This is a genomic window from Nitrosomonas aestuarii (genome assembly GCF_003046585.1).
Taxonomy (GTDB): Bacteria; Pseudomonadota; Gammaproteobacteria; order Burkholderiales; family Nitrosomonadaceae; genus Nitrosomonas; species Nitrosomonas aestuarii.
Window position 1 is genome coordinate 16571 of the sequence record NZ_QAAE01000020.1, and the last position, 22105, is coordinate 38675.

Here is a 22105-nt window from a genome sequence, read left to right on the forward strand (position 1 = left end):
AAATCAATAAATCAAAGCTTCTACAACCACCCTACTTGATACATACAACTCTAACTTGATGAATATCAGTAATACCCTGCAGCACTTTCTCAATCCCATCCTGTTTTAATGTTCTCATGCCTTCGTCTAATGCAGTTATCAGCATTTCCGCAACCCTTGCGTGTTCCTGGATATTCTTCTTCAAAACATCCGATGCGGTCAGCAATTCATGCAAACCAACACGACCACTATAACCCGTTCCAGCACAATCATCACAACCAACCGATTTATACAAGGTAATCTGATTATTTTCATCGCCATATTGTTTTATCCAGTTGCTGCGTATTTCTGCTATGGCAGCTTCCGAATTATTTTTAAAACGATCAATATGCCTGAGTTCCTCACAATATTCTGTGAGTAGTGATTTAATCTCGCGCTCGCTGGCCACATGAGGTTCTTTACATTTGTTACATAAACGCTTGGCCAGGCGCTGCGCCAGAACCCCCAGTAGCGCATCAGCAAAATTAAACGGATCCATGCCCATATCCAATAACCGTATTATCGATTCCGGTGCACTATTGGTATGCAATGTGGCAAATACCAGGTGACCGGTTAAAGACGCCTCGATGCCAATACTGGTGGTTTCCTTGTCACGCATCTCGCCCACCATGATGATATCGGGGTCTGCACGTAAAAAAGACTTCATCACAACAGGAAAGGTCAGTCCTGCTTTGACATTCATTTGCACTTGACGTAACCCTTTCTGGGTAATTTCCACCGGGTCTTCCGCCGTCCATATTTTGGTTTCTGCACGATTAAGATGTTTCAAAATGGAGTGCAGTGTGGTAGTTTTACCTGAACCTGTCGGTCCGCAGACAAAAAACAGGCCGTAAGGCTTGCTGATAATATTTTTGAGCTCAGTCAGATTATGCGGCGTAAAACCCATCTTATCGAGTGGAATAGGTTCTCCGGCAGCCAATATACGCATCACGACATCTTCCATTCCGCCCGCTGAAGGTATCGTCGCCACCCTAAGCTCGATATCCAGTGGCGCAAACTTTCTGAATTTTATTTTACCATCCTGCGGACGCCGTTTTTCTGAAATATCCAAATCGCACATGATCTTGATTCTCGTCACCAATGGATTACGATAACTGGCTGGAATTTCGATATACGGCATCAGTGAGCCATCCTTGCGGAAGCGAATCTTGGTTCTTTCCTTACCCGGATAGGGTTCTACATGAATATCTGACACGCCTTTTTTATAAGCGTCAATAATAATTTTATTTACCAGCTTGACGAGTTCATTATCCGATGCAGCAGAAGTTTCATCTATCTCTTGAACATCTTCTTCACCTGGATCTTCCAAATCTACCAGCATTTCATTAATGTTGCCGGAATCTAATTCGCCAGGATTACCGCCGTAAAATAGATTAACTGTCTGCTGGAATTCGCGTTTAGTAGTCACCGTATAAATGACTTTATACTTGGGAAAGATGTTTTTAACAATACGAAGCGATCTGATACGCTCTGGATCAAGCGTCAACACCACAAGACCATCTTTGCTATCATCAATCGGCAACCAGGCATTCGTCTCTATATAATCTCTTTTCAGATTGCGCAGCAATTCCATCGGTCTTATACGATCCGACTTAAACGGCTCATATTTGACGTCAAAGAATGATGCCAATGCTTTACCAATCGAAGGGACAGCAATCTGAAATTCATCAATTAAAACATCTTCCAGATCACACCCTTTTTTTCGCGCAGATCGTGTTGCCAACTCAAATTCAGCGGCAGATATAATGGCATCAAAAATCAGATAATCATATTTTGACTTGAGTAGTTTGAAAGATTTTTGCCGTTGTTTAAGCGCAATTGCCAGTGTCCGTGCAACCTCCGCTGCACCATCAACCACTACTGAAGAAAAAGCGTGGTCATTCTTATTGTTGATAACCTGCATTACGCCTACCAATGCGCTATCATCGACGCTCAATATCGGGGCCACCAGCATTTGCTTTGTTCGATAACCCGTACGCTTATCAACTTCCTGCAAGAAAGTCAGTTTTTCGTCATATTGAATTAACTCACGTTTATTGTAGACATCTTCGATATTTACAATTTCTTTTTTCAAACCCACAAAACCGGCAATACTCCGTTCGTTTATCGGCAGTTTCAAATCCTGAAAAGAATCCAGGCCAGTTTTCACTCTGGAAGTCAGAAATGATTTGTCTTCACTCAAGGTATATATCGTTAATCGATCTGCATTGAATAAACCACAGATATCCTTGCTGACCTCCAGCATAATTTCATCAATGTCACTGGTCGCATGAATCTTATTGGTTACTGTTTGCAAATTTTTAGAAAAATCGAGTCTATTGCTGATGTCAGAAGACTCTATACCGGTGGGTTTAACTACAATCGTAGTATTCATTCAAAACTTCTCCAAGACATTCTAGAATTCGAATATCTGATTCTTCAATAGCCGACTGGGTTTGAATTTCCCTGCGCAGGCTAAAATTTCCCGCATCGTCAGTTCATCTTCTCCTTGCTTCAAATGCGTGATATATATTTCAGCTTTCGATGTTAGTTTTTCCAGTTCAGCACATAACAAACTGGGACAAAGATGCTTTGATCTTATCGCAATATCCCTTCTCTTTTCACTAAAGGCTGCTTCTATAATCAAATATTCCAGGTTTTCAATTGTGTTTACGACAGACCATAACGCATCATTAGTCGTTGTATCTCCTGTAAACACCAGACTTGCATTACCCGAATCAAGCTGATAACCAACTGACGGCACGACATGATTAGCGGGTAATGGTATTATTTTTCTTCCATTCAGTTCTGTTACCGTTCCTTGCGAAATCACCTCATAACGCATGTACGGATTTTTCGTGTCAGGAATTTTTGTAAAATCCGGCCAAATATGCCAGTTAAACAAATGTTGTCGTAAAATTTTAAGCGTAGCCTGAGTCGCATAAACCGTCACAGGTTTCTGGCGTATAAAACCAACAGTATCCACCAGGAAAGGAATGTATACGATGTGGTCCAGATGAGAATGTGTCACAAAAATATGATCAATTTGAATCAACTCATCCAATGTCAAATTACCCACGCCGGTTCCCGCATCAATCAAGATATCTGAATCAACTAACATTGATGTTGTATCGGAATCACTGCCGATGCCACCGCTACAGCCTAATATCCTGAGCTTCACATTTCGCCCCAAATTTACTTGCTATTTAACAAGTAACACAGGTATTGACGACAACTGCATCACTTTATTAACCACCGAGCCCAGCAGCAGATTTTTGATGACACCATGGCCGCGCGCGCTAATGACTATTAAGTCACATTGTTGGGCTGTTGCAAATCGCTCAATCATATCCGCCGGATCACCCAGCGTGATATGACAGTGATATGTAATTTTCGCCTGCTCGAATAGTTCGCATGCATTCTGCAGGCACTTCATGCCCTCTTCCTGGTGATATTGCTTGATATCACTTTGATTAATGAATAAAGAAACATTTCCATCCAGTGGAAATTGAACATTCAGCAAATGAACTTCCGGTATTTCTTTATACCAGCTCGTCATTTCAACCGTTTTTCTGACTGCTTTACTAGAACGCTCAGAGCCATCAATGGGCAATAAAATTTTCAGCATTTTTCAATTCCTCGGTTATATTTGAGCAATCAATTCAACTAACGCGTTTGCTTCTCATCATCAACGAGATCAACAACTGGCGCCATTCTCGCTTGAGCGCGGGATGCCAGTCTCTTGCCGATCATCACTACCATAAATGCGGCCAATACAGGCATTAACCACTGCAAATAAATAGCATTTTGTATTACCCACTCCCTTGTGACTTCATCAGTTACGGCCATATCTCCGGCAATCCAACCCAGCAGCCCTGCACCGATAACAATTGTTATCGGATAACGATCCATGAGTTTCATAACCAGTTTGCTACCCCATACAATAATAGGTACGCTAAAAGCTAATCCAAAAATAACCAGACCCATACTGTCCTTGGCGGCCCCGGCAATAGCAATCACATTATCCAGACTCATTACAGCATCTGCGATAATAATAGTTTTAATCGCCCCGACCAATGTCGTGCTGGCTGCAACCTCATGCCCGTCACCGACTGGCTCCGGCTGCAACAACTTGATGCCAATCCACACCAATAAACATGCGCCGACAATTTTCAAATAAGGCACGGCCAGCAGGCTCAGTGCAAAAAAGATAAGAATGACACGCAATGCAATAGCGCCAAAAACACCCCAGAAAATACCGAGATTACGTTGTTTTTCTGGTAAGCGGCGGCAAGCCAGTGCGATAACAACGGCATTATCTCCACCCAATACGATATCAATCGCAATAATTTGTACAACCGCTATCCAAAACTGCGGACTGTCAAAGCCCATTTAATATTTACCTCTTATCATTATTCGAAAATAAAAAAACATGATTTGCGCTTTGCTTTATTAGTCCCAATCAACTATTGATAAACTGCAAAATTTTTTCCTTTTGCTGTAGCGTATCATTATGACCCAATTCAATCAGTGCCTGACAAAATGGCGCTTCAAACAATACATAACTTAACAATGTCGAACCGTTTGGGCTCATCGCACCGACCGCCTTGTAGAGATAACGCATTGTCAAAGGCAATGATTTCGCATACTGCTGTGCAATCTCGTTAATTTCCACACTTGGCGAAATCATCATAGATTCAACAGGGCGCAATAAGATATTTTTCTCTTGCCGCGTCTCTGGCGGTATCAGCTTCAATGTTTCATTAATCCGCCGCAAACGTTCAAGATCCACATCCAGACTATCGACAAAAATGCTATTCATAGCATGCCCGGCGATTTGCGCAAAAGAAGGCGGATTGGATGCACTAACGCGCCCAGGTAAATCGTCAGTTTCTTTATGCATCCCAAGAATCAGCACTTTATCCGCACCCAAATGAAGCGCGGGACTAATAGGGGTCATTTGACGCATTGAACCATCGCCAAAAAACTCACGATGTAATTTGACAGGTGGAAAAAAAAATGGGATCGCTGAAGAAGCCATCAGATGTTTTACGTCAATATGCGTAGTAACGCCAACACGTTGCGCACGTTTCCACGGCGCTATTCCTTTTGCAGCCTGATAGAACGTTACAGATTGACTGGAAGTATAGCCCCATGCAGTTATGCCCAACGCATGTAATGATCCGGAGCGGATACAATGATGCAACATCCGAAAAGGAATCTTCCGGAATAATAACGATTCCAGTGGCGCATTATCTAACAAAGAAATTGCTCTATGGCGACCATACTCCTGCGAAAACAACGATATTAAACAACGAAAACTGTTTTTCAATACGCCCAGGCAATCTGAGCGATACACTTGGCCTACATGAAAGTTGGCCCATACGTCCTCCAGCTGACGTACACCTGCTTGAAAATCATTCGCAGCGACAGCCAGACTGGCAGCGTTGATCGCACCCGCCGATGTACCACAAATAACGGGAAAGGGATTGCTGGCACCGTCGGGCAACATTTGAGCTATTGCACGTAAGACACCCACCTGGTACGCTGCGCGTGCGCCGCCACCCGTCAAAACCAGTCCGACTTTAGGCTTATCATTTTTTGATTTTAGTTTAACTGTTCTTGACAACGAATTATGCCTTTACTTTTTCCAGTGCATCCTGCAGCGTATCCTCATTCAACTGATTTAAAGATTTAGATAACACCCTAGCTGTTTCACAGGCCTCTTTTGGTAATTTTCTGCTATCCAGGCAGACGACAAATCTTGCCGCGGCACCAACTGTATTCAGCAAACTCTGGCGCTCAACCATCAACATCTCGATTTCAGTGCGCAACATGGATACTTCCTGTTTTTTTAAAATTGTATGATGCATGATATTACCTTTAAATTGTAGATACAGTTAAAATATATGAATGAATATACCAGAACCCTAGATCAGACATATTTCGAACTCAGTGCTATTTATCACCTTTTTCTCTCAATTTTCAAACAAACTACGCTGACATTTAACACTATGCAAACTGACACTTCTTTCAAATTATTTCCCAGGATTGAACCCTATCAATCTGGAATGCTGCCTGTCGACTCCATCCATACGATCTACTGGGAGCAATCAGGTAACCCCGCAGGTATTCCGGTTGTTTTTTTACATGGCGGACCGGGGGCAGGTTCAACACCGACCCATCGTCGTTTTTTTGACCCGTCCTGTTACAGGATTATCATTTTTGACCAGCGTGGGGCTGGGCGATCAACGCCATTAGGTGAATTGCGTGATAATACAACCCCGCTTCTGATAAGCGATCTCGAACAATTAAGGCAACAACTCGAAATTGAAAAATGGTTAATATTCGGTGGCTCCTGGGGCAGTACACTGGGCCTTGCATATGGCGAAGCACATCCGGATCGCTGCCTTGGATTTATTTTGCGCGGAATCTTTCTATGCCGTAAAAAAGAAATCGATTGGTTTCTTTATGGATTACAAATTTTCTTTCCGGAGGCATGGCAGAAATTTATTGAAGCACTTGACGCCACAGAACGAAATGATATTTTAGCAGCGTATTATCAACGAATAAAGAACGTTGATCCGGCTATACATATGCCCGCTGCACGTAGCTGGAGCATTTATGAGGGCACTTGTTCAACGCTTCTGCCAAGCCCCGAAACAGTCAATTATTTTTCGGACGATACGGTTGCTTTGGGTTTGGCGCGCATGGAAACGCATTATTTTAGTCATGACATATTTCTGCCAGAAAACGCATTACTGGATAATGTTCAAAAACTGCACGGTATTCCAGCTACGATTGTGCAGGGCCGTTATGACGCTGTCTGCCCGATTATCAGCGCGGACGATTTACATCGAGCGTGGCCGCAAGCTGAATATATCATTATAGATGACGCAGGTCACTCGGTCTGGGAACCCGGAATTTTATCCGCACTGATTAAAACAACTGAAGAATACAAACAAAGACTTGCGCCATCATTCTAGCATCTCGTTAACTGAGAAATAATATGTTCAGTTAGTTTCTGGGCGTAACTGGCGCGGCAGTCTTCTTGCCTAAGACCACCCCAGTGCCTTCACCGCTGTGACTTATGACGCAATATTCTGTGCACGCTTTTTACGCGTCATTATCCAGTCGATAAAGACTAATCAATTGGCGTCTTTGACTACGACAATTCCAGAAAACCGTTGTAAGAACTTACAAAAATCCCAAAAAGACAGACTAGCAAATTGTTAGCATTGATCATTAAGGGATTTTTGTAATTAAATTGTCCGGAAAAGCCATTATGCAATTTTTTTCTTTTTAGCGGGCGCAGCATCCAGCCTTTCAATTACTTCAAACTTTCGTGTATCCATATCAGTAAAGCCTGTGAGTATTTGCAGGTGCGGCAAAAGATCAGGCACTTTATCCTTGATGATATTCTGTGCAAAGCCACTGAGAAACAATGCTTTCTCCCTAGCCAGATGATATTCTGGCCCTGCCTCGTCACGAAATGCTGCTGACGTCAACAAAACAATCCCATTGGGATCTACACGGCCATCATCGATATTACCCTTAAGGAGTTTTGCAGCTGTTTCAATTGCTACTGACAAATTTGGATCGAAGGGTCCGACAATAAAGGCGGTATTAATTGCATGCAACCAGTCAAAACCACGCCCAACACCTAAAACCCATTCTTTATGTTCAGCATCGGCAATAGGTCTGTTAGACGCACGAATCTCCGCAATATGTCTGATATTTCCACGTACTAATGGAATCATATCGCGCACAATTCGCTCTGGCATGGTTGGATACAAGGAAGAGAGTAATTCCTCCAGTTCTATTTGTGAAGATTGTTTGATTTTAGCCAGATCGACTACGGTGTCATCATCTTCACCGTGTAAAATCAGTGCATCAAGATCCGTTTCAATTCCACAGACAATAGGCATTACTGCACCCTTCCCATAAACACCTATAAATTGATTCTTTAATTTAATTGCGGCATCTCTGGCTGAGTTCGTCTCATAATTGTATCCTCTGCATCCACGGTGCGTATCTCCACGTGCATAGTGATACGTTACAAAAACCAGACAATGCCTGCCACGACCGATTGAATACTGCACCCATTGATCAATGATGTTCTGAAAAAATGGCCAACCCAGATCAAATTTACCCCCCAAGTTTCGAAAGGGTTGAATAATTCCGAGTGCAGTCTGTGTCATCACAGGCAAGTGTAGTCTGCCATCCATACACTTGAGCGCAGCTATCTCAGTGGGATGCTCGCCTCTGTATCTTCGGCGTTCGGATGACAGGTCCATGAAAGCCTGCGAATGGCGGGCATTCAAATCAAGTAAGTAGTCTATACCGGTATTATGCATAATAGTTATATCCAAATTATTAGAAATTTTAAGGCGATTGAATCGTTAATCTCGACAGCCAAGCTTCAGAGGCGGCTTGATTAATATTCAGTATATAGTCAGGAAACAAACCGAATATCAGAGCCAACAACGCAGGTATAAAGAGTAAAGCCATTTCTCTGGATTTTATATCAACAACCTGCTTGACATCGCTTTGAATAATAGGGCCTAAGAAAGCTTTACGTGTATAAGAAAACATATAAGCGGCACTCAAGATTGCACCGGATAAAGCTGCGAAACCAAGAATCGAATGCGTATTAAGCGCACCGACTATCATTAACAACTCTGCTGGAAAGCCACTGGTTCCTGGTAGTCCGATACTCGATAATAAAAACAAAAAATAAAAAAAAGTTAACTTAGGCATTACCTTAGCGAGCCCACCTAAATGAATAGTCTCGGTGCTGCCAATTCTATTATGAATAAAACCTGCGATCAACATCAAAGAACTTGCTATGAAAGTAAAGTTGAGCAACTGAAAAATAGCACCTTGTAAACCTTGCATCGTTAATGAAGCAATCCCAACAATCACGAGCCCCACGTGACTTACACTGGCATAAGCAAGAAGGCGCCTTAAATTTGTTTGCTGCAGTGCAATCAGTGCAGCATAAATCAGTGTAACCGCACCGATAACACTCAACAACCAGCTATAATCGACTGCCGCAGCGGGCGCCAAAGGCATCGCAAAACGCAAAATTCCATAAACACCTAATTTTAAACCCATTAATAAGGCTACCACATGAGTGGGGCCTTCCATAGAAACGGTTGGCATCCATGTATGCAGTGGAACCAAAGGTGCTTTCACAGCGAAACCAAATAACAAGAGCAGGAAAACAATGGTTTGCAAATTATCCGGGAGTGGCGTACTCAACAATACCGGCAGACTGAAAGACAGTCCATACGGTATAACTCTGTCGATATGTAACGCATGATTTGATGCCAGCAATATGAAAGCAAGCAAAATGGGCACGCCGCCTGCAATCATGTACAGAATATATTTCATGGCCGCACTTCGTCGATGAGAACCAATGCCCCAAAGACCGATTAGAAAGAAAAATGGCGGCAACGTTAACTCCCAGAACAAGTAAAACAATACTGTATCCAAAGCACAAAAAATACCAAAACTTACACCTTCCAATGCCAGCAGTAATGAAAAATAAAAACGTGGCAAATTCGAAACAGAATTCCATGAGGCTAGCATTGCAATTAAGGTTAGCAATGCGGTCATGGGCAAAAACAGGATTGAAATACCGTCAACCCCGACCAGGTATTCAATATTTAACAAAGGTATCCAGGCATAACGTTCCACTAACTGAAATGAGCTTTTGTCCGCATCAAATAGAATTAATGCAAAGATAGACAATAGTAATGTAAGTATCGCTACAAATAGTGCGATATGTTTTGCGATATCAATATTCCGTATCGAACCAGCCAGCACTGCACCAAATAGAGGAATAATAATAATAAGACTCAAAAATGGAAAACTTGCTTCGATCATGCTAATTGTCCTTTGTTATAATTTATTGCGCAGCCAACGTATCCGCTTTGATTGTTTCTATGCTGGAATAACTGCTGTTAAGCAGCTGAAGATTCTGATCAATAATGTCAATCCAAGGAGAAGTATGAATACCGGCTGAAATCAGTATGCCACAGATCACGATAGCAATAATCCATTCATTTCTTGGTGACGGTTGTGTGCTACTCACATACAACGTATTCTTATAAGGTCCCTGATGACGTTTGGGAGCAGCAATAAATATTTGTTGGAAAGCACGTAATAACAATCCAACCGCCAATACGTTACCAATTAAAATAGCAATCGAAACAATCCAGCCTTGACCTTTAATAGTGCCTTCAAGCAACAAATGAATACCATCAAAACCTGGTGTTCCCGGCATTACCATCGTACTTAGTGCACAGATAACAAATAAAACCGCAATGGCAGCATTGGCATCATACATACCACCCAAGCGCGGGATAAAGGCGGTATGTGTTCGTTTATAAATCATACCAATACTAAACAACATACCTGCCGTCGCCAGTCCATATGCGATTGAAAGCAGAATACTGCCTTCCATACCATGCTTATTAAAGTCAAATATTCCAATCACCAGCAAGCCTGTTTGGCTGATAATGGCAAATGCGAGTAAACGGCGCATATTAATCTGCATTAACGCCAGCAGCGCGCCATAGAAAATACCGATCAGTCCAAGTGTCACAACAAACCAGGCCCACTGTTCGGCAACTTCAGGAAGAAGTGGGACCAAAAAACGCATCGCCGCATAGATGCCAAGTTTTAAACTGACCAGGAATATGCCCACACTTGCAACCGTGCCTTGCTCGGCCAACACAGGTAGCCACCCGTGAAATGGAAACAAAGGCATACGTATCGCAAAACCAAAGAATAACAGAAAGAAAATAAGTGTCGCGTATTCCAGCTTTACACTACTGTCTTTCAGATCCAGCCAATCAAACGAGAGAACATCCGTTGATACCATGGTGCCAAATCCCAACATCAGGAAGCCAGCCAATACCATAAATAACCCGCTTCCCCAGTGCTGTAGCAGCAATGCAACCACCCACCGCCGATTTTGGCCTGAGCCTGCTCTAAGCGTCATCAGCACTACAGGGATCAATTCAAGAAAACACCAGAACCAAAACTGCATTGCATTCATGGCTACAAATGCGCCGACGAGTATCGCTTCATACCCAAGCAAACAAGCAATATGCGTTCTGTCTGCCACACGTCGCGTCGTTAACGTATAAACAAGTGCCAGCAGCGATAAAACTGCAGTCAGCAGCACAAATAGTATATTGGTGCCATCAACACCCACGCTATAGGTTAGTCCTATTACCTGATATCGCTCATAGAATTGAATGCCGCTTCCTACAGTATCAAAAGCCATCAACAAATAAATACTGAGCAAAAATGTCAGGATTGTGCCAATGAAACCGAGGCGCAGTGCTACAGTAGATGATTTCACCAAAATTACTAAAACCATAGCTACCAATGGCACCAGCGTGATAGCTGACAACAAAGGGATCGCTACTGTTTCAGACCACAGAGTTATATTTTCGATATTCATGAATCCCTCAAATTGAAGCAGCAAGCATTAACACAATGAATACAAACAACACGAGGTAGCGCGGCTTAAGGATGAGTTGTTCAAAGGTAATCGCGGCCTGCCCAAGCTTACCTCCTATTTCCACCATATCCATACCGATACCACGAAGCACTAACCGCTCTTCGAACCAACTCATGATATTCGCCACCCACTCCAGAAGCTTACCAACGATTCCTTTACCTCTCGCGAACTCGTCACTCATGTCGGCCAATCGATTTTTTTGCGTATCTTTCTCCAATTGTGTCAACGAAGTAATTGCTGTAAAAGATGAAGCCGGATCTCCCATTGCACGATCAATAATATTTTTATCAAAACGATCAAGATCATACCCTAGTCCGTTTACAGGCCGCACCAATGTTCTATCAGTGATCGGATCAAGCCAGAATCGTTGTAGTGAGGCCACATATAACCAACGCTTATTAACCATCGCAGCTGACACCGGTTTCATCGGATTACCATGCACATAATGTAACAATGATGGGGCTGTTAAAACTTGATAGCTCCTGACAATTGCATGCGCACACAGGTGCCACATCGCCAATTCCCATAAACCCAAACCACATTCAAGAAACATCAATCCTAGTTGTCCGGATATAGCAAAGCATAATGAGCTTTTAACGTCTGTCTGAGTCAGCCCTACAATAACGCTGTATATTGCGGTAAATAAGCCGACAACAACCAAAAGCCCCATAGTCAGTGGCGCTTGCTCGATAACTGGTCGCAATAAAATAATCAGAAAAACGCCTGCATGTATCATCACTGCACCATAAAACACGGCACTTGAAGGTGTCGGTCCCTCCATTGCTCTTGCCAGCCACGGTGTAAAGGGAAGTTGAGCTGATTTAGCCATTGCAGCAACCACAAAACATAGACTGATTACTGTAACAGTAGGTGTTGTCAAACTTTCTGCCAGATTATTCAGACTGGTCCAGTCGATAGTTCCGCCAAAATAATAAGAAAGCGCTATCCCTAAAATAAACCCGGTGTCACCAATACGATTGGTCACAAAAACGCGCGTTGCATTAATGCCTGCAATAGGCCGGTCATAGGCAAAGGAGATTAATAAATATGAGCATAAGCCAGCCACTTCCCATCCAATGAACGTTCCAGCTGCATTTCCGGATAACACCAGCAATAACATTGATGATGAAAACAGGCTTAAAACAAAAAAGAAACGATGAAATCCCGATTCCTTATGGATGTAGTTCGTTGAAAAACGTGTAATAACAACCAGAATAATCGAAAATAACGCAGCGACTATTACATTAAACCCGGTCGTTATAAAGTTGAGCTCTACAATAAGATCACCACTGTTTAACCACTTTCCTGCAATTAAAATTCCATCATTCATATCCATCCAATCTGCCACTAATAACGCAATGGATGCAACACAAGAAAGGTATATTGCATTTTTCGCAATATCAGCGCTGATCGCTTCACCTCGCTGACCACTAATCTGGTCAAACAAATGTCCAAAACCGATGATTGCAGCAGCAATAAATGGCAATAATGGTATGACAATGGCCAAATAGTCCATTCTAAACTCCTGTCATCTTGGGTTGTTTTATCAAAACAGGTGGCAACGGAACATCAATATCCTGATAGTATGTACTCGATGATTCAACCTCAGGAATCACTTTTACTTCCGGCTGCCAAGGTACAAAACCAACACCGCGTTCAAAATACGATATTTCACCTGTATCCGGATCAATCGCACTCAGCAATACCCAACCCCCGCCCACCAACTCTTGAATACTGGGTTGACGACCGTAAATTTCACCGAGAATTTCTGTTTTGGCTTCCACCAGAATTTGCAAACGCACCGCTTCATGTATCTCAACCATTTGCTTCGGCAATCCCGTTCGTATATCGCTACTGGTGCCTTCCATCACGCCGAACAAACCTGTTATATTGTGCGGAATTTTTGTACTACAACCGAAGCGCTCATTATCAATCGTGGAAAAATAATATTCCAGATTAATACCTGCACCCACCGGACCGACTGCCAGCAAAATATTTTCCAGCGCTTTTCCTTCAGGATCTTGAGTAGGATCATATGAAATCAGAAAAGCGCGTCTGTCTAGAAAAACGCCCTGAGATATTGATCGACGCCCGACAATTGCTGAAGCATTCGTCGCATGGCCGTATTCGGGCCGCACCTGACTTAAGTCATTGGATCGCAAATGTACGTGATCAATCCCACCAGACGGTGTTTTTGGATTCTTCGCTGAATAAAAACGTCGGCAGCGCTCATGCGCGGAAGCATTCCGCGCACTGATAAGATTAGCCTTAACCGATTCAAAATGCGGTTGCAGGCTTTCCGGTATATCTTCTACATCGTACCAGGTAATCACATCACTACATGTGTCATGCTCTGCACCTACAAACCAAGTGTCATCGGGAATATTTATGCCGCGTTCGGCCAGGAGCTTACGTATTTTCGGACGATTGGCCATTGCTGCAAAAAGTCGCGCATTCGGACCGCCGCGTTTACCACTGCATGCACCACAATCATGTGCTGCTTCATGCGGATTATTCTGACTTGTTGAGCCATGCGCCATTAAAGATACTATCTTAGCAAACCCATAGGTTAAACCCGTTCCTTTCATAAAAGCTGTCAGCCGGTCGACTTGCTCCTGATCCGTAAAACCTAGTCTAGGCGTCTCCGGCGTAGCCGGTTTATCAGGTTCAGGCGCATTAAATAACAGTTCTGTAGGTACTTTTTTATCAATTCTTTCCCGCAGCCCGCTGTTAAATGCCAGTATTTGTTTTGGTACAAACGTTCTGCCGAGCAGTCCAATAAAAATAATCGGTGCCAATGCATCTATCACAGCATGAGATAATACCAAACTTCGCCGCAACGATTGATTCAGTAAATACGCGAGTTTATGATAAAAACCATGTCCTTTAAGATGCTCTTCATAGATTGATTCCATTCCCTTTCTGGGCACCTCATTTACATCATGTGCAGGTACGACAACAATTGGACACAACGCTGTTCGGTGATGATCATCGAGTCCTTTGTAGTTCATCGGCAAACCATAAAAGCCTGCCGCACCCAGCGTCTCAATTGCCGGGTTAATTTCTTCAAGCTGACGGCGAATGCTTTCTTCACGTTCATCTATACAAAATACAATTTGTGCATGAGGCCGTTGATCGCGTGTAGCCCACCTGCCGCGTTTCAGATTGGCACGGATTGCTTGCAAAAAGTCTTCTCTGTAATGATGTTCATAAGCGTAAAGCCATACTTTACTTCTCTCTGTAACAGTAAACTTATCGAGTATGGATAAAATATGCAGCAAATCAGTTTTTTGCATCGCTTGAATATCGTCTGCTGTCAGTCCCAGATGTTGACTTAATCGAAATAGCCGCCAACCGCTATTGAATGCGGCATGCTCCAGATCATTCTCAACCAGCGGGCTTAACTGCCACGTCCATATCAGATCGGCCAAATCCTGCCACTCTTCCTGCTGTTGACGCTCAGACCCGGTTCGCTCTATCAAGTCGTTTGCCAGTGTCGTTAAATATTCTGGTAAATCACCCTGATACAACAGCTTTCTAACCATAAACTCAGATAAATTTTTGCGAAAATAATAATCGATAGTGCCTAGTCGGGCATCGATTTTCCAATTATCTTTACAGGCCTGATTCAACCATAATCTATCCAGAGTTAAACGGATTGCCAGATAATCCGCTAAATGAAGTTTCGCGTTATTTTCTGTTTGATACTCCGGATGATGTTGACGCCAATTGATCAATCCTGACCAGCCTGGCAACTCAAGTGCCAGACGCCGCAAATAACCCTCCCACTTCTCGTCAGGAATCTCCATATGAGTTAATTGCATCATAATGCATTCGATCGGATCTTCCGGAGTTTCACTGACTATTCGCTGCCAATCGGGCAAGTCATGCAAGAATGGATTCACATCAAACTGTACTGTTGACCGCCAGGCAGCAAAAAGTCCTAAATTTCCCCGCTCAGGCAACTGCCAGGCGGCAACGCCTTCATCCAAAACAGAAGCACAAATACGTATGATCTGCGGTCGAATGGAATACAGAATATCAATACCGCTCAATGCTTTGACAAAGCCACGCAAAGTAATCTGGTCGCCAATTTGTGACAAAAGCTCCTCGAGCTTTGCTTCTGCTTCCAAACGTGTTTTTTGGTGGACCGGCACATCTTCAGCACTTGCCAGGCTGTTATTAATCTTCTCCAACCAAAGCTTGGCCTCTTCTTCAGACAAGTCAAGCATGTTCTCCGGATGTAAATCCACCAATTCGATATCCAGTTTTTTTAAGATGCTTTCCCACAGTTGCCTGACTACAATACCTTGATCATTCGTTGTAGCAAGCATTCGAGCGCGCGATTGTTCAGTCACATCTTCCTGCACTAACTCAAGTGCGCCATTTTCTTCAATCTGCCAGTTCAATTGGCTTATTGACAGCGTTGGCAATTCATGCACCAGTGCAACACGATAGATGTCTTTATTTTTGAGCGTTAAATGTTTTGACTGAAATACGACTTGTTCAGATTGCAGATCTTTTTGATGCGAAAGCACTGCAAATAAATCTTCATCCGTAATTCTGTTCTGTTGATAAAGCGCTCGATTCTGGGATTCCGGCTGATAACCAAAAACTCCCGTCAAATCCTCGTATTCGGCCAAAGCCTGCTCGAACGGCAGGTACTGGAAACCATGTATTGTATTGTGGTGAACAAATTCATGAATGGGGCCTTGCCCTGGCAGGACATGATCCAAATGATCTATTGCTTCAATTATTCGTTCGCGTGGGTCAGTTGATTGTGAGGTCATGTGCATCAATCCTATTGAATACTTTGACTGATAATGTCGTTCATCTGAGTTATGGTCGCCACGGACAAATCTATTAAAGGTGTGGGCCACAAACCTAACAACACAATGGCCGCAACCAAGATTATGGCTGCAGTCAATTCGTATAATTGTAAATCTTCGATATCGCGCATTTGCGGCTTGACAGGACCTGTAAACAACATTCCGACTGTCCGCATTGCATAAGCCGCACTAATGAGAATACTCAAACCTAGAAACAGCATTAAATTGCCCCACTGCTGATATCCCCCGATGACTGCGTGTAATTCCGCCACGAAACCAACGGTACCCGGCAAACCCATGGCAGCAAACAAAGTAATGGTCATAAAGAGAGCAAAACGCGGCATCACTTGCACCAAAGAACTATAATCAAGTATGTTTCGAGTATGTGTGCGCTCATATAACAAGCCCACCAGCAGAAACAGCGCTCCGGCAACAAGACCGTGCGCTGTCATCTGCAGCACCGCTCCTGTCAGGCCGGTTAGATTCAAGGTGGCGATGCCGAGCAGAACGATTCCCATATGGCTCACCGATGAGTAAGCCACCATTGCTTTAAGATCGGATTGACGCCATGCAAGTACACCACCGTAAATCATGCCAAACAGTGCTATAAAAACCAGATACGGTTGCATAATTAGTGTTGCTTCAGGCAACATAACCACAACACGTATCAAGCCATACGCGCCCATTTTGAGTAAAATTCCGGACAGAAGGATACTCACCGGACTGGGCGCTTCCACGTGAGCCAGTGGCAACCATCCATGTAAAGGAAAAACAGGCATTTTAACGCCAAAGCCAATCAGAAAACCCAACAATACCCAGAGCTGTTCATCCCTCGGCATCCTTTGCGCTGCCTCGGCCATATCAGCCATCAGCGTACCGCCATGCTCGGGCATATATTGACTGATTGCCATCAAACTGATCAACATGAATATCGATCCGCCCATGGTATACAACACGAAGTTAATACTGGCGACACTGCGGCGAACACCACCCCAGCGGGCAATCAGAATAAAGAGAGGTATGAGCGTTAATTCCCAAAAAATATAAAACAACGACCAATCCTGGGAAAGGAACACACCCAACATACCTAATTCGAGTAATAAGACACTGATATAATAGCTCTTAACATTATGAACAATGCTGAAGGATGCAAGTAAGGCAATTAAGGTGAGCAAAGACGCCAAAACAACCATCGGCAACGACAATCCATCCACACCCAGGGCAAAGGCCGAGTTGAAGTTAGGGTTATAAATAAATTGTTCGTAGTATTGTATTTCGCCATAAAGCTGATTGTAGTCAACAACCAGCCAGCAACTGAATAGGAAAGCTACTGTAGCAAAAATATTTGCAGTAAAACGAATTTGACTGGTATTTCCTCCGGGCATGATGGCCAGAATCAGAATACCTAACAACGGCGTCAATAATAGTGTACTGAGTATCCCCATTATATAAATTTACCTTTATGCTAAAAGCAATTGCTCCGCTAAAGAAATTGAGATTTGAGGAATCAGCACGCCTGGATATTCAATTGCAAAGTTGCTTTGAATGAGCCAACAAACGGTTTCTGACCAATAAAAAAAACCAGACACGTTGCAAATATATTTTAGTCAGTTAAAGGCAGTTTCTCAGCAATTACAATGAGACGAGTGCTGTTTGGTAATTATCATCCAGCAACCCAACCGCTAATTACTACTAAAGACATATGCATGCAGCGCGATTAAAAACCCGGGATCTTCTTGCCATCAGGCAAGAAGTAACTAATTGGCCAAGAACATACTAACGCATGAACATTTTTCTTATTTCTTTTACGAGCTAATTACTATTTAAACAAGCGAATATTCAGTCCGTTAGCTATTTGGACGCACTAAAAGAATAGAAGCCTCGACAAGGCTGACCAATTGCTCTGCTACTGAACCAACCACAAATCGTTCAAGGCCTCTGCGATTAGCGGTCCCAACAACCAGCAAATCAGCACCCCAGTTTTTGACAGCCTCGCTGATCGCTTCTGAAATGCCATTTGTGCCATAGGCAATATTTGCTTCCAGTAAGCGGGACTCAATACTTAACGCATCAACGGATTCTTTAGCTTTCTCCAATATGGCATTACCCGCAGCCTTATCAGCCTCTTCTTCGCCTGTTATGCAATGCACAATACACAATCCTGCATTATAAGAAGTGGCAATATTTTCCGCTTCTTCCAACGCTTTCTGCGCTGTCTGACTACCGTCTACCGCTACCATGATTTTTTTATACATTATAAAATCCTTTTGATCGTGTTATTGGTCTTGAAGGGCAGACCTTCATTGGTCAAATTTGATCTAATCCGGCCTGCTCTTCGCTACTCATTTTAAATTATAAAACATCAATCTGTTATTGCAAGTTACCACTATCACGTTTTAGATTTTCGAAGTAACGTTTGATAACGTCTCTACCCGGCATATTGTCATGCTTGGTATAAACCATGTAATGAATAATCGCATGTGCAACCAGTGCAATAACCAACCCCTCGAAAATACCTAACTCAAACACCAACAGGCCTGTCGCTATCGCCAGCATCATTGCATAAGGCCCATAGTGGGTCACATGCACCAGACCGGCAATCATTTTATAGCCTGAGAACATCATAATCGCTGCCAATGCAAATTTCGGCAGGTATTCCAGATATTCGGAATTAAACAAAAAGAAACAAACCACCGACCCAATGAAGACCAGCGAGAACTTGGTGTAGGCGCCCGCCAGACGGTTAGTGGTACTTTTCGCCAGACCATCCAGATTGGTCATACCACCAAAGAAACTTGAGCCCATATTGGCAATCCAGATCGCCAGCAAACTGTTGTTACTGTTACATTTGCGCTTTAATGGGTCAATTTTTTCAATCGCGGCGTTACTCATCACCTGCTCAATGACGTCAATCGTTGCCAACATGGCGCAGAATAGTATCATCAACACCATCATCATAATGGTGACATCCGCTGAAGGCACAGGCAATCTCAGATAAAGATCGACATCTTCAACCACGATCATCGGCACCGGCACAAACAACGAAACCAAAATGCCGCCAATAATTAACACAAAATAAGGAATGGCCGGCTGTATATCCTTAAATTTGGCAAATAACACCACAAACACTCCCATACCGGCAGCTGAAATGGCGCACATTGTTATCCGCGCAGTATTCCAGAACTCTTCTGTGACGGCCGGCTCAGGTATCTCATAAGTAAATTCAAAGAATTTCAAGAAAATCTTCAGACCAATACCAGCCAACAACCCCTCAACCAGATAGACCGGCACCGCAACAAGTAAATACTTTTGCCAGTTGAAATGCCAGCAAACTGCCTGCATCGCCGCCGTCAGAAAAATACAAAACGCCATGTTTTCCATGCCAAACGAGGCCACACCCAGTGCTAACGCAGGTGCCAGGCCTGCAGCAATACCGGCACTACCGATATAGTTACCAGGCCTAAACCACGCCATGAACCAGCCAACAAAGCTGGCAAAAACCACAGTGGCCAGACCTACTTTGATGGGATAATCGGACATCATCGCGATACCGATGGACAATGGAATCGCCATCGTTCCCGTAATGGTACCCGCTGCCGCATCGCGAAGTGCATATTTCGCCTGGAATGCGGCGGCACCGAAATGCTTATCGGCAGTCTTTACAACTGATCCATCAGGCGCCAGATTCTCACCACCTGTAGCTGTCCCGCTCGATGCAGGATTATTTCCTTTTACTGCTTCTGTTTCAGAACTCATATAAAACATTCCCCTCAATTAAGAATCTAAATATATTGTTTGTTTTGATTTCGCAACGAAAATTTAACACAGCAAATGTGAAGAATCCGTGAAGAATTTATAAAGAAACTATGAAGTACTGAAACAAATCCCAATAATAAATATAAGTTATTGTAATTTATATATAAGTTATTAAAAGTTTGTTCTGGATTAGCAAAATTGATATCGTAATAACTTGCAAAAATAGTTGATTTAGTCGCGGTCTCGCGGATACGCCGCATATTTCTTTACCCTCCTCCTTTCATCATCAACACAAAACGCTTGTATCAGAATTTGCTCAGAAGGCAGCAGGAAATTACTTGGGTGAATAAAAACAAATACTGATCATCGCTTGCCCAAGCTTTCACACCTTCATCATTTATTTAGTCATCTAATTTGTAGAGCGCACTGTATTTGGTTTTGAGATAATTAATCAAATGTTGTGGATTCAATGATTCGCCCGTTACCCTTAACACTAACTCTTGCGGCGTATAGAGCCTGCCCTGGCTGTGAATTTTCTCATTTAACCAGTTTTTGACGGGTTTAAAATTTCCAGCTTCTATATTTTTATCCGTATCCGGTAATGCTTTCTGCATCGTCATAAAAAACTGGCATGCATAAATAGCACCCAGTGTATACGAAGGAAAATACCCAAAAGCACCGCTGCTCCAGTGGGAATCCTGCAACACTCCCAGCGTATCTGTGGGTGGCTTTATTCCTAAATACGTCGCCATTTTTTCATTCCAGACTTGAGGCAAATCGTCAACTGCAATGCTGCCCTCGAACAATCCCTTTTCAATCTCAAATCGCAGGATGATATGTAATGGATACGTTAATTCATCGGCCTCTACCCGGATAAACCCGGGTTTGCAGGCATTGATAGCCTGATAAAATGTATCTACCGTAGCTCTTTGCAGACTGCCTGGAAAAGTTTCACAAATCGTTTCAAAATAATGCGCACAGAATACTCTGCTTTGCGCAATCATGCGTTCCCAGAATAATGACTGCGATTCATGTATACCCATTGTCAATGACTCTGAAACTGGCAAGTCGCTGTATTCAAGCATACGCCCCTGTTCATAGAGCGCATGCCCTGTTTCATGGATGATGGCATATAATGACTCAACAAAATCATGCGTGTTGTAACGCGTTGTGATACGCACATCTGTCGGGTGGCTGCCGCCACAAAATGGATGCACAGAAATATCCATGCGCCCTTTGTCAAACTGAAAGCCAATATTTTCACTGATTTTACGCGCCAGCGCAGCCTGCCTCTCTATCGGAAAATGACCTTGCAGAAAGGAGGTATCCGGATGATAGGAATGCTGTTCTATGCGATGAATGAGCGGTATCAGGGCCGCTTTTAATTGATCAAAAATAACGGTAATTTCTGCGGTTGTTGTGCCGCGCTCGAATAGATCGATATTGGCATCATAGGCAGACATGTCCGGAAAAGCGCAGGCCGCCCATTCTTTCTTTAGCTTCAGGAACTCTTTAATAACCGGCGCAAAATCAGAAAATTTGTTTTCCTGGCGCGCCTGCACCCAGACAGCATGTCCGTGAGACCCCAGTTCAGCCAGCGCCTGGACCAATTGCCTGGGAATTTTAGTCATCAAATCGTAATTCCGGCGCGCTTCCTCAATATTGCATTGCTCAATTGCGTTAAAATGCTCAGTTTGGTCTTGCAATTGTTCCAGACATTCACCCAAAAATGGATCTGTCATGCGCGCATGAATTACACCGGATAGCGCGCCAATCTGCTTTGCCCGTGCGTGCGCAGCACCCGACGGCATCATCACTTCCTGATCCCACGCAATCGTGCTCAACACGCCGTTTAAACGTGAAATTTCTTCCAGTTTCTCTACCAGATTTTGATAATTTTTATTCATTTTTGCACCAGGTTATCCAGACAATAATCAAACAGCCTCCGGCTTTAATCAATGAT

General features: G+C 43.3%; 16 protein-coding genes. 1 reads left to right on the forward strand and 15 read right to left on the reverse strand.

Translation table 11 applies throughout. The annotated features are described in order from the left end of the window. Window positions 1–31: 31 nt before the first annotated feature. From C8R11_RS13445 to C8R11_RS13470, 6 genes are all read right to left on the reverse strand, one after another. A complete protein-coding gene (locus C8R11_RS13445) occupies window positions 32–2413 on the reverse strand; it encodes a GspE/PulE family protein (protein WP_107796149.1) in 2382 nt (793 codons plus the stop codon). Between the two features lie 21 nt (window positions 2414–2434). After that, complete coding sequence (locus C8R11_RS13450; RefSeq protein ID WP_107796170.1) at window positions 2435–3199, reverse strand: 3',5'-cyclic-nucleotide phosphodiesterase; 765 nt, start codon at window positions 3197–3199, stop codon at window positions 2435–2437. Between the two features lie 21 nt (window positions 3200–3220). Beyond that, on the reverse strand, window positions 3221–3646 hold the full coding sequence (locus C8R11_RS13455; RefSeq protein ID WP_107796150.1) for a universal stress protein: 426 nt from the start codon (window positions 3644–3646) through the stop codon (window positions 3221–3223). Window positions 3647–3684: 38 nt separating this feature from the next. Next, window positions 3685–4410, reverse strand: coding sequence for a TerC family protein (locus C8R11_RS13460; RefSeq protein ID WP_107796151.1), 726 nt, complete (start codon window positions 4408–4410; stop codon window positions 3685–3687). 70 nt (window positions 4411–4480) lie between these two features. Then, entirely contained in the window at window positions 4481–5647 is a 1167-nt protein-coding gene (locus C8R11_RS13465; protein WP_090702609.1) for a patatin-like phospholipase family protein, read from the reverse strand. A 4-nt stretch (window positions 5648–5651) separates the two neighbouring features. Then, window positions 5652–5891, reverse strand: coding sequence for a hypothetical protein (locus C8R11_RS13470; RefSeq protein WP_107796152.1), 240 nt, complete (start codon window positions 5889–5891; stop codon window positions 5652–5654). Between the two features lie 141 nt (window positions 5892–6032). Here C8R11_RS13470 and pip point away from each other — a divergent pair, with 141 nt between their 5' ends. Then, a complete protein-coding gene (pip, locus tag C8R11_RS13475; protein WP_107796171.1) occupies window positions 6033–7004 on the forward strand; it encodes a prolyl aminopeptidase in 972 nt (323 codons plus the stop codon). A 297-nt stretch (window positions 7005–7301) separates the two neighbouring features. Here pip and C8R11_RS13480 read toward each other — a convergent pair whose 3' ends face one another. The 9 genes from C8R11_RS13480 to C8R11_RS13520 form a co-directional block, all read right to left on the reverse strand. Next, the gene (locus C8R11_RS13480) at window positions 7302–8375 is read right to left on the reverse strand and encodes a hypothetical protein (RefSeq protein ID WP_090702613.1); all 1074 of its coding nucleotides are present in this window, start codon (window positions 8373–8375) and stop codon (window positions 7302–7304) included. A 28-nt stretch (window positions 8376–8403) separates the two neighbouring features. Then, window positions 8404–9909, reverse strand: a complete 1506-nt coding sequence (locus tag C8R11_RS13485) for a complex I subunit 4 family protein (RefSeq protein WP_107796153.1) — start codon at window positions 9907–9909, stop codon at window positions 8404–8406. Between the two features lie 22 nt (window positions 9910–9931). Continuing rightward, a complete protein-coding gene (locus C8R11_RS13490) occupies window positions 9932–11497 on the reverse strand; it encodes a complex I subunit 4 family protein (protein ID WP_090702665.1) in 1566 nt (521 codons plus the stop codon). Window positions 11498–11504: 7 nt separating this feature from the next. Next, complete coding sequence (locus C8R11_RS13495; protein ID WP_107796154.1) at window positions 11505–13073, reverse strand: proton-conducting transporter transmembrane domain-containing protein; 1569 nt, start codon at window positions 13071–13073, stop codon at window positions 11505–11507. Window position 13074: 1 nt separating this feature from the next. Continuing rightward, a complete protein-coding gene (locus tag C8R11_RS13500; protein WP_107796155.1) occupies window positions 13075–16347 on the reverse strand; it encodes a DUF2309 domain-containing protein in 3273 nt (1090 codons plus the stop codon). A gap of 11 nt (window positions 16348–16358) precedes the next feature. Then, window positions 16359–17831, reverse strand: coding sequence for a complex I subunit 4 family protein (locus C8R11_RS13505; protein ID WP_107796156.1), 1473 nt, complete (start codon window positions 17829–17831; stop codon window positions 16359–16361). Window positions 17832–18233: 402 nt separating this feature from the next. Continuing rightward, window positions 18234–18641, reverse strand: a complete 408-nt coding sequence (locus C8R11_RS13510; protein WP_090702655.1) for a universal stress protein — start codon at window positions 18639–18641, stop codon at window positions 18234–18236. 115 nt (window positions 18642–18756) lie between these two features. Further along, the gene (locus C8R11_RS13515) at window positions 18757–20142 is read right to left on the reverse strand and encodes a SulP family inorganic anion transporter (protein ID WP_107796172.1); all 1386 of its coding nucleotides are present in this window, start codon (window positions 20140–20142) and stop codon (window positions 18757–18759) included. Window positions 20143–20543: 401 nt separating this feature from the next. Continuing rightward, a complete protein-coding gene (locus tag C8R11_RS13520; RefSeq protein WP_107796157.1) occupies window positions 20544–22049 on the reverse strand; it encodes a carboxypeptidase M32 in 1506 nt (501 codons plus the stop codon). Window positions 22050–22105: the final 56 nt, after the last annotated feature.

What these genes read in the sequence shown, in the direction of transcription:
- C8R11_RS13520 (WP_107796157.1), bottom strand. Translation starts at nt 22,049, where the DNA reads ATGAATAAAAATTATCAAAATCTGGTAGAGAAACTGGAAGAAATTTCA.
- C8R11_RS13485 (WP_107796153.1), bottom strand. Translation starts at nt 9,909, where the DNA reads ATGATCGAAGCAAGTTTTCCATTTTTGAGTCTTATTATTATTATTCCT.
- C8R11_RS13490 (WP_090702665.1), bottom strand. Translation starts at nt 11,497, where the DNA reads ATGAATATCGAAAATATAACTCTGTGGTCTGAAACAGTAGCGATCCCT.
- C8R11_RS13510 (WP_090702655.1), bottom strand. Translation starts at nt 18,641, where the DNA reads ATGTATAAAAAAATCATGGTAGCGGTAGACGGTAGTCAGACAGCGCAG.
- C8R11_RS13495 (WP_107796154.1), bottom strand. Translation starts at nt 13,073, where the DNA reads ATGGACTATTTGGCCATTGTCATACCATTATTGCCATTTATTGCTGCT.
- C8R11_RS13460 (WP_107796151.1), bottom strand. Translation starts at nt 4,410, where the DNA reads ATGGGCTTTGACAGTCCGCAGTTTTGGATAGCGGTTGTACAAATTATT.
- C8R11_RS13445 (WP_107796149.1), bottom strand. Translation starts at nt 2,413, where the DNA reads ATGAATACTACGATTGTAGTTAAACCCACCGGTATAGAGTCTTCTGAC.
- C8R11_RS13505 (WP_107796156.1), bottom strand. Translation starts at nt 17,831, where the DNA reads ATGGGGATACTCAGTACACTATTATTGACGCCGTTGTTAGGTATTCTG.
- C8R11_RS13480 (WP_090702613.1), bottom strand. Translation starts at nt 8,375, where the DNA reads ATGCATAATACCGGTATAGACTACTTACTTGATTTGAATGCCCGCCAT.
- C8R11_RS13470 (WP_107796152.1), bottom strand. Translation starts at nt 5,891, where the DNA reads ATGCATCATACAATTTTAAAAAAACAGGAAGTATCCATGTTGCGCACT.
- C8R11_RS13500 (WP_107796155.1), bottom strand. Translation starts at nt 16,347, where the DNA reads ATGACCTCACAATCAACTGACCCACGCGAACGAATAATTGAAGCAATA.
- pip (WP_107796171.1), top strand. Translation starts at nt 6,033, where the DNA reads ATGCAAACTGACACTTCTTTCAAATTATTTCCCAGGATTGAACCCTAT.
- C8R11_RS13515 (WP_107796172.1), bottom strand. Translation starts at nt 20,142, where the DNA reads ATGAGTTCTGAAACAGAAGCAGTAAAAGGAAATAATCCTGCATCGAGC.
- C8R11_RS13455 (WP_107796150.1), bottom strand. Translation starts at nt 3,646, where the DNA reads ATGCTGAAAATTTTATTGCCCATTGATGGCTCTGAGCGTTCTAGTAAA.